The following is a 7,584-nucleotide window of genomic DNA, read 5'->3' as shown; positions in this document are numbered from 1 at the left end:
TGTAGATGGCACATGGAACAATGGTGCAGTCGGAAAGCCGCCCAACATCTTCAGCCATAACGTCTATACTGCCGAGATTAACGCAGACTTGACGTTCGATGGTATGCTGTCGATGCGGTCATCTTCCGTCGCGGCCCAGATGCGCGTTGGGGGTTGGTATTTCGACAGCGTTGCTCTGGACAATCAGGTCTCGTTCCAGAACTCAGGCGTGAGGAATGAGATCGATGAGCCAGCGAAAGCGTCTGAAAACGGCTTCCTCGGCATCAACCTACGGTCAGTTGCTGTTTCCGCCCGCAACAGCCCTTATATCGCTCAGCCTGGCGCGCGGCGTATGGGCTTCGATTTCCAGGGTGTGCAGACGGTCGATGTGGACTGTCTCATCATGCACGCGGCCGACCCCGACAATCCGGCGGAAATCGCAGCCAAGGGCATAGCCGAACCCGCGGTCAGTCGTGGTCGCGGCGGCCTTTGGTCCAACTTGGTGATCTTCGGGTGGGGCGGTGACTTGAACCTCACCGGCCTGGCGGCATCCATCATCAAGACGATTACAATCCAGCGTCGGGCCGCGCAGCTTCTGGGGGTGCCAAATGCGAGCATCGCAGATTACGCGGAGTATGTGCGCGGGCTGTCTTATCGGGACATGCAGTTGGAAATCCGGGCGATGCACCGCTATCTGCTGGCGGCGCGGGAGGGCAACCTCGAATTGCCTTTGGCGGATCGCACCGTGCCACAGGTGCTGACCTTCAAGCCCGACTGGCGAGGCGAGGGCTTCCGCTCTGACAGCCGGATCAACTGGTCGTCTGGCGATACCCCGATCGACGGCGACAGTCTCAATCTGCACGGCAACAGAGTCAAATGGGTCAAGGACACGGTGGCGGCAGGTGCGATCACCTTCGGTGGGGGCCAGATGGTCGTTGCCTCCGGGAAGTTGTCGGCCGCGTCTCACTCCGACACCGCCGACATTGAGGTCATCCGCTGCGGTAAATATCACGCCCCGGCTATGATCGGCAAAGCCGTGGCCCGAGGAGGGCGGCTGGTGCTGGACGGCGCGGCGACAGGTGATTTCGAAGCCAGCGGCCAAGGGCAGATGATCCTTGGGCCGAACTGCGTCGTGCCCAGCGGGAAGCGTCTGCGCATCGTCGGCGACATGGGAAAGGTGGGCTGGGACGGAACCGGGGGCACCGGAAGTCTGACGATCCAGTCGGGCGGTGTCTTGGAGTTCCACGCGACCCCGGTCCTGCGCTTCGATCTCTTCAATATTGATACCTGGGGGCTTTACCTCCACGACATGAAGGGCGTCACCAGCGGGGCGACAGGAAAATGGGATAGCTGGCGCCGCGTCGGGGAGAATGCCTTTGTTCGCGTCCGTGACATGCTGGGCATTCCCGTCGTCGGTGAACAGACGATCACGAAGAAGTATATTTACGAAGCCCTCGGCACCATTTCCGCGATCCTGCCAGCCACTATCGGAAAGATCGAGCGGTTCCGCAGCGGACGCTTCGGGCTGACGGCTCCCGGCATCGCAGGCACCGTGACCCTTGAGGTGGGATCAGAACTGGTCATCAGCAATCGAGACAAGCTGTCGCCCGGCGTTTACGACCTGGGCGGCGGCGCGGGAACGGGCGTGACCTACGTCGATCAGGGCGCAATCTTGCCTGTGGGTGTGACGATCACGGGCGGCAAGGCCACGCTGACCATCAGCTAACCCGGCGGCGCCTTCGCATCAGCGCGAGGGCGCCGAGGCCTAGAGGCAGGAGGGCGGCAGCCGCTGGCAGGGGCACGGGGGCCAATGTAAAGCTGCCGAAGACATTCTTGGCCCACGGATATTCTTCACTGGCATAGGAAATAGTGCCGGATAGCGTGCCATCCCAGGTCAGACTCTCCCACCCGTAGAAATAGCCTGATTCGACCCCTGAATAACCCTCTGCCGTCCGTTGAAGAACGGAACTGAAGATGGTTTCTGTCAGGGTTCCCAAGGTGAAATGCACACTGTCTCCGAAGTCGGCGATAACGGTGATGAATGCCTCGACAGTATCGCCAGTGGCCACGTTCCAGTAGCCGGGCATCGGGCGATCAGGCTCAACGGGATCGCTTCCGAACGGGTGGTGGCTCTCATAGGCGCTGACCAGGGTGAACGCTCCGGTATACGTCGCCGCCTCTGCCGCCGACCCCACCCCGACCGCCACGGCAGCCGCCGCGCACAATGCCCTGATACCCATAATCCACCCCTAAAAATCGAATCGCCGTCACCATGCGCGGCTGGCGGGATCATCAGCATCACGGTGCCGTGAGTCTCGGGGAAAGCGCGGGGCGTGGATCAACGCAGGCGTGAAAGACGATCTGCATCAGCAAGATATGGAGGACGCGCGGGATGATTATTCTGCCGCTGGATCGCAGGTGGTCATCAGCAACCGCAATCTGCTGCCCACTGGTACCTATGAGTTGACCGGGCCTGGGATCACTGTCGTCAACAACGGCGCGACCCTTCCCGCAGGCGTTAGCGTGACCGGTGGCAAGCTGGTGCTGGAGGTCTGACAGAGCGGCGCCTTCGCAGCATAGCGAGGGCGCCCTAGCCTACCGCTGCTATCTCTGATATGGTTGCGCTTATCGCGGCATAGGACGTGCGCGCTTTTCCACTGTGAAAGGCCCGTCCGGTGTCAGATTTCATCCGCTTTCTGCTGATCGGCGAAGCGCAGCGGGATCCCTACGTCTGGGGGGCCGTGCTGCTGGCGCACGCCATGATCGGCGTGTTTCTTATGGCGACCATGGGCGCCTTGGTCGCCTGCTGGCTGCGCGACGGCTGGGCCGGTGTCTCGGTCATTGCATCGCTCTATGCCGCTTGGGAAGTCCTGCAACTCACGAACGGGGCGCCGGCCGAGGATTGCGCACTGGATTGGGCTGTCGTCGTCCTGGGCGCCGTCCTGACGCTGTTTCTGTGGCAGAGGCGCGCGGGGGGGACTGTTGGCGCCATTGCCTCGATCCTCGCCATCTGTGCGGCAGGCATCGGCCGCCGGGTGCCGTGATGGATCCGACGACGGCGCTTCTCTCCGAAATCGTCAAGGCAGGCATCGGCTATGCCTTGGCCGCCTATTTCTACCTTGAGCTTCGGGCAGAACGGAAAGACCGCCGCGAGTGCGACGACAAGATGCACGCGCTGACGCTGCACCTGAAAGACGAAACGCACACCCGCGTCCTGGAAGTGAACACCCGGCAAGACGCGACCCTGCAAAAGCTGGGTGACGCTTTCGTGGCGCTCACGTCCGAGGTCCGCAGCATGAACGGCAGGGGGTCGTCCTGATGTTTCCCTGGGGTCGTCGCTCGCAAACACCCGGTCAGGCGCGGATTGCCCAGATCGAGGCGGATCTCTGCGCCAGAACCAAGTGCGGCACGGAGGCCAATATCGCCGAACTGCGCGCCAAGCGGGCGCAGCTAACCCTTAACACGATCCTGGATGACGTGATCGCCGCGAGCCTCCGCGCCGCTGATGATAATGGAGGCCGAACCGATGGCTGAAGATATGGCCGCCGTCGCGGTTCTTCTGGTGAATATCTGGGCGGCCCTGTCGGGCGTCGTCGCGGCGCGGGCGTGGTGGCCGCGCCATAGCCTGTGGCCGGAACCCCGTTCGACCAAGGTGTTCTACTGCTCGGTGATCGGGCTGATGGTCGCGTTCGGCTGCAACGCGGCCCTGCGCGCCGTGGATATGCTGCTGTCTTGGCCGCCTGCCCTGCACCTGTCCAGCGTGGACGACCTGCTGTGGCGCCTTCTGGGCGGTGCGGCCTGCGTCGGCATGGTCTGGGCGAAGCTGCTGGCCCTGCCCGCCGAGGAACGCGGGCAATGGAACATTCTCACCATCGTATTTCACCCGGATCCCGACGCGATTGTCGTCCGCATCGGCAATGCCGTCGCGCGCCGGATGCGCCGCCGCAAGGAGCTTTGACCCATGATGAACCGCATCGTCCTGCACCACACCGGCGGCCCCGGCAAGCCGACGGCCGACGACCTGGAACACTATCACCGCATCGTGGACGCGGGCGGGATGGTCCATAGCGGGCGCCACCCGATCAGCGCGAACGCACCGGGGCGCAAGCTGACTCCTGGCACCTATGCCGCGCACACGGCTGGCCTGAACACCGGATCCATCGGCCTGTCCATGGCCGCCATGGGCCGCTCCACCTGGAACGACCCGCAGGGGTCCACCGATCATTTCCCGACTGAACGGCAGGTTGACGCCTTCATCCGCGAGGCTGCGCGCCTCTGCCGCGTCTATGGCATCCAGCCGACTCGCAAGACCGTGCTGACCCACGCCGAGGTTCAGACCACCCTGGGCGTGCGGCAGGCACAGAAATGGGATTTCGACTATGACCCCTGCGGCAAGCTGGACAGCCGCGACCCGCTGGTGATCGGCGATATGCTGCGGGGGCTGATCGCCGCCGAACTGACCGCGCAGGAAGCCAATGGCCGCCCGGTCACGCAGGCGCCTGCCCAGATCGTCCTGCGCCGCGGATCCAAGGGTCCGGAGGTCCGCGCCCTTCAAGACCGCCTGCTGGCTCTGGGCTTCGACCCACGCGGCGTGGATGGCGATTTCGGTCCTGGCACCGAGGCCGCCGTTGTCGCCTTCCAGGAAGCCCACGAACTGCTGCCCGATGGCAAGGCAGGCACCGCCACCCTTACTGCCCTCAACCTCTGAAGGAGAACCCCGTGACCAAGATCAAAGCGTTTTTTGCCGTCGCGCTGATGTTCGCGCTGATGCCTTTCGCCGCTCTGGCGGCCGGCACCATCGAAATGGCCTTGGCCAACGCCCAGGGCGCCATCGCTGGAACCATCGCCGCCGGTATCGTCGGCGCGGCCTTCGGCCTTGTCGCCGCTCGCATCGACGCCCGATCCAAGCTGGCGCTCGCCAAGACTCCCGCCGAGCGGACCCTGACCGACAAGCTGGCGATCGAGGCCGACCGGCGCTTGGATGCCATCGACCGCGACCACCTGGAAAAGATCATCGCCAATGTGCTGACGGCGAACATGGACAAGCTGGCCGCCAATGTCGGCTTGCCGCCCAAGGCCGCCGCCGATCTGTTCGTGGACGATTTCTTTGCCGCCCTCGATGCGCGCAACCCCGGCCTTGCCAAGCGCCTGCCGATCAAGACCCAGGACGTGAAAGACCTGATCGCCGCCGGTATCGGTCGCATCACCGCCCCCGACCTGCTGGCCGAGGCGCTGACCAAGGCGGGCGTGCCCGGCGTCCGGGCGCAGTTCTAGGGGCAGGCGCACCCTTTGGCGCCGTAAGGCCCGACGGAAGCCCCGGCACAGCGCCGGGGCTTTTCGTTATCCACCACCATCATGGAGACAGCCATGCACCCCCTGACCTTTCCCCTGGCCATCTGGGCCGCCAGCATCCGCGCAGCCGCGATCTGGGGCGTAGCGCCGCCTTGGTTGGCTGGACGCTAGACGCAAGGCGTCCTCAACCAGCACGAGCATGGGATCTCGAATCATCATGGCGCGGACCCAACGCGCCGGGCCGCCCAAGGTTCGATTACCGATGGGGGATCCTAACCCTTCCCAAGCCCGTCAGGACCGGCTAAATCGGGTCGGGCAGGCCCACAAATGTGCGGAACAATTTGCGGCACAATTTGGGGAACAGCGATCTTCTAAGCGATTGATCTTGCTGGAACAGCCCTATAAAATGACGGACACCCTCTCCGCCATTTGGTATAAAACCGGGAACGCCGATTCCCGCCGTTTTCCCTCCCTTCGTGGCTACCAGCGTCCTCAACAGGACTTTTTTGTTTCCTTTGATGTAGATCGCGTCGTCTGCGACCTCGACGTGCTGGGCGAAGGCCCGGACGTGTTCCCGCCGATAGCCGCCCTTTCCAAGCCGGAGCCGGGTGCGTGCTTCGCTTGCCAGTTCCCGCACGGCTGCTCGGCGCACACGCTGTTGGATTGGGTGAAGAAGGCCGAGGTCGATGCCGGCAAACGGTGTCATTTTGGAGGGCTATAACGTAGGTATAGTTCTCTGTTTCGTCGGCTTCTGACCGCCATTTCACATATATTTCCTATAAAATTCAACTGATTAAGGACACTTCCAGCTATCCGCAGGCCATTCCGCCTATCCAAGACGGAATAATCGGTTCGCGACGATCCGCGACACGTTGCGACAGCCAGCATCTTGACTTTGTATCGTGATATGATACATATTCCCCATGATACAAAGCACCAAGGGCAAGCGCGCTGCCGACGCGGTTCAGGATCGGTTCGGCAAGGGCTTCCCGGCTGACTTGGTGAAGCGGACGCGCGCCATGCTGTCGGCGCTTCATGCTGCCACGGTCCTAGAGGATTTGCGGTTCCCGCCTGGGAACCATCTTGAAGAACTGAAGGGTGATTGAGTGGGGCAACATTCCGTTCGCATCAACACAATGGCGCATTTGCTTTGTGTGGACCGAAAGCGGCCCGGCAGATGTTGAAATCGTGGACTATCATTGAAAGGGGAATGCTGATGATCACGCTTACCAATCCGTCGCATCCCGGCGAAGTACTGAACGAACTGTTCTTGCAGCCTCTCGAATTGAGCGCGGGGAAGCTGGCAAAGCGGTTGAACGTCCCGCGCACCCGGATTGAACGACTTGTAAAAGGCGAAACTGATATGACCGCTGACACCGCGTTGCGGCTGTCCAAGTTCTTCGGCAACACGGCTGAATTTTGGATGAACCTTCAGCGCGCCTATGATTTGGCAGAAGCGCGCGAACATGTGGACGTATCGAACATTCAACCGCTGCAAGCTGCGTGATCGGGGCGACACCGAAGCGCCGCCCCTGATCGTCACCGAACGCGCGGATCGTTCAGGACTTCATCAATCCGTGCGGGCAACTGGTCGTTCATCTGGTTGACCGCCCGTCCCGCCTGACGTTGCCCCCTGCGGCTAATCCAGTTTGACGTAGACTCTGGCCCAACCGAGAGGACCAGAGATGAAGCGCAGCAGGTTCACCGAAGATCAGATCATCGGTATTTTGAAAGAGCATGAGGCTGGGATTTCCGTTGCCGATCTTTGCCGCAAGCATGGCGTCAGCGATGCCACCGTTTACAAGTGGAAGGCCAAGTATGGTGGTATGGATGTCAGCGAGGCGAAGCGGCTGAAGGGGCTAGAGGATGAGAATGCTCGCCTGAAGCGGCTGCTGGCCGATGCGATGCTCGACAATGCGGCGCTGAAAGATCTTCTGGGAAAAAAGTGGTGACGCCCGCCGGAAAGCGGCAAGCGGTCGCGCATCTGGTGGCGGGCCACGGGATGAGCGAACGGCGGGCGTGTCGGGTGATCGGCTGCTGCCGCATGACCATGCGCTACGAGGCGATCCGGCAGGACGACCCTGTGCTGCGCGAGCGGCTGAAGGAGTTGGCGCGGGTGCGCCGCTGGTTCGGCTACCGTCGGCTGCACGTGTTCCTGCGGCGTGAGGGCCATGTGGTGAACCACAAGCGCCTGTTCCGCATCTACCGCGAGGAACGGCTGCACGTGCGCCGTCGTGGCGGGCGGAAGCGGGCCATCGGCACGCGGGCACCGATGACATTGCCTTTGATGCCGAACCAGCGCTGGTCGTTGGA

At 62.5% G+C, this 7,584-nt stretch carries 10 protein-coding genes and 2 pseudogenes; 11 read left to right on the top strand and 1 reads right to left on the bottom strand.

Annotation, left to right across the window (positions count from 1 at the left end):
• Positions 1 to 1,705 (top strand): annotated as a pseudogene (locus ACTJI6_RS19595) (hypothetical protein); the annotation flags it as partial.
• On the opposite strand, the gene ACTJI6_RS19590 reads toward ACTJI6_RS19595, so the two are convergent.
• Positions 1,698 to 2,219 carry a VPLPA-CTERM sorting domain-containing protein gene (locus ACTJI6_RS19590; RefSeq protein WP_440803078.1) on the bottom strand — a complete coding sequence of 174 codons (522 nt, stop codon included), beginning with the start codon at positions 2,217 to 2,219 and terminating at the stop codon, positions 1,698 to 1,700. The pseudogene ACTJI6_RS19595 and the gene ACTJI6_RS19590 overlap by 8 nt on opposite strands.
• A gap of 109 nt (positions 2,220 to 2,328) precedes the next feature.
• On the opposite strand from ACTJI6_RS19590, the gene ACTJI6_RS19585 reads away from it, so the two are divergent.
• The 10 genes and pseudogenes from ACTJI6_RS19585 to ACTJI6_RS19540 form a co-directional block, all read left to right on the top strand.
• Positions 2,329 to 2,535 carry a hypothetical protein gene (locus tag ACTJI6_RS19585; protein ID WP_440803075.1) on the top strand — a complete coding sequence of 69 codons (207 nt, stop codon included), beginning with the start codon at positions 2,329 to 2,331 and terminating at the stop codon, positions 2,533 to 2,535.
• Positions 2,536 to 2,654: 119 nt separating this feature from the next.
• Positions 2,655 to 3,023 carry a hypothetical protein gene (locus ACTJI6_RS19580; protein WP_440803074.1) on the top strand — a complete coding sequence of 123 codons (369 nt, stop codon included), beginning with the start codon at positions 2,655 to 2,657 and terminating at the stop codon, positions 3,021 to 3,023.
• Positions 3,023 to 3,298: a hypothetical protein gene (locus ACTJI6_RS19575; RefSeq protein ID WP_440803073.1), complete on the top strand. Its 276-nt coding sequence runs from the start codon at positions 3,023 to 3,025 to the stop codon at positions 3,296 to 3,298. Before ACTJI6_RS19580 ends, ACTJI6_RS19575 begins: the two co-directional genes overlap by 1 nt.
• The gene (locus ACTJI6_RS19570) at positions 3,298 to 3,513 is read left to right on the top strand and encodes a hypothetical protein (RefSeq protein ID WP_440803071.1); all 216 of its coding nucleotides are present in this window, start codon (positions 3,298 to 3,300) and stop codon (positions 3,511 to 3,513) included. Before ACTJI6_RS19575 ends, ACTJI6_RS19570 begins: the two co-directional genes overlap by 1 nt.
• Positions 3,506 to 3,937, top strand: a complete 432-nt coding sequence (locus ACTJI6_RS19565; RefSeq protein WP_440803070.1) for a hypothetical protein — start codon at positions 3,506 to 3,508, stop codon at positions 3,935 to 3,937. Before ACTJI6_RS19570 ends, ACTJI6_RS19565 begins: the two co-directional genes overlap by 8 nt.
• 3 nt (positions 3,938 to 3,940) lie before the next feature.
• Positions 3,941 to 4,687, top strand: a complete 747-nt coding sequence (locus ACTJI6_RS19560; protein ID WP_440803069.1) for a peptidoglycan recognition protein family protein — start codon at positions 3,941 to 3,943, stop codon at positions 4,685 to 4,687.
• Between the two features lie 11 nt (positions 4,688 to 4,698).
• Positions 4,699 to 5,253, top strand: a complete 555-nt coding sequence (locus ACTJI6_RS19555; protein WP_440803068.1) for a hypothetical protein — start codon at positions 4,699 to 4,701, stop codon at positions 5,251 to 5,253.
• A 403-nt stretch (positions 5,254 to 5,656) separates the two neighbouring features.
• Positions 5,657 to 5,992, top strand: coding sequence for a hypothetical protein (locus tag ACTJI6_RS19550; protein ID WP_440803067.1), 336 nt, complete (start codon positions 5,657 to 5,659; stop codon positions 5,990 to 5,992).
• A 495-nt stretch (positions 5,993 to 6,487) separates the two neighbouring features.
• Positions 6,488 to 6,778, top strand: coding sequence for a HigA family addiction module antitoxin (locus tag ACTJI6_RS19545; RefSeq protein WP_440803065.1), 291 nt, complete (start codon positions 6,488 to 6,490; stop codon positions 6,776 to 6,778).
• Between the two features lie 178 nt (positions 6,779 to 6,956).
• A pseudogene (locus tag ACTJI6_RS19540) lies at positions 6,957 to 7,584 on the top strand (transposase); the annotation flags it as partial.

The sequence above is a fragment of the Paracoccus sp. 22332 genome (assembly GCF_052045125.1).
Lineage (GTDB): Bacteria > Pseudomonadota > Alphaproteobacteria > Rhodobacterales > Rhodobacteraceae > Paracoccus > Paracoccus haematequi_A.
The sequence above is the reverse complement of the archived record's forward strand: the minus strand, read 5'-3'. Positions and strand labels throughout refer to the sequence as shown.

Bases quoted from the DNA above. Each gene is read 5' to 3' on its own strand.
- ACTJI6_RS19590 (WP_440803078.1), bottom strand. From the start codon at position 2,219: ATGGGTATCAGGGCATTGTGCGCGGCGGCTGCCGTGGCGGTCGGGGTG.
- ACTJI6_RS19575 (WP_440803073.1), top strand. From the start codon at position 3,023: ATGGATCCGACGACGGCGCTTCTCTCCGAAATCGTCAAGGCAGGCATC.
- ACTJI6_RS19570 (WP_440803071.1), top strand. From the start codon at position 3,298: ATGTTTCCCTGGGGTCGTCGCTCGCAAACACCCGGTCAGGCGCGGATT.
- ACTJI6_RS19565 (WP_440803070.1), top strand. From the start codon at position 3,506: ATGGCTGAAGATATGGCCGCCGTCGCGGTTCTTCTGGTGAATATCTGG.
- ACTJI6_RS19560 (WP_440803069.1), top strand. From the start codon at position 3,941: ATGATGAACCGCATCGTCCTGCACCACACCGGCGGCCCCGGCAAGCCG.
- ACTJI6_RS19545 (WP_440803065.1), top strand. From the start codon at position 6,488: ATGATCACGCTTACCAATCCGTCGCATCCCGGCGAAGTACTGAACGAA.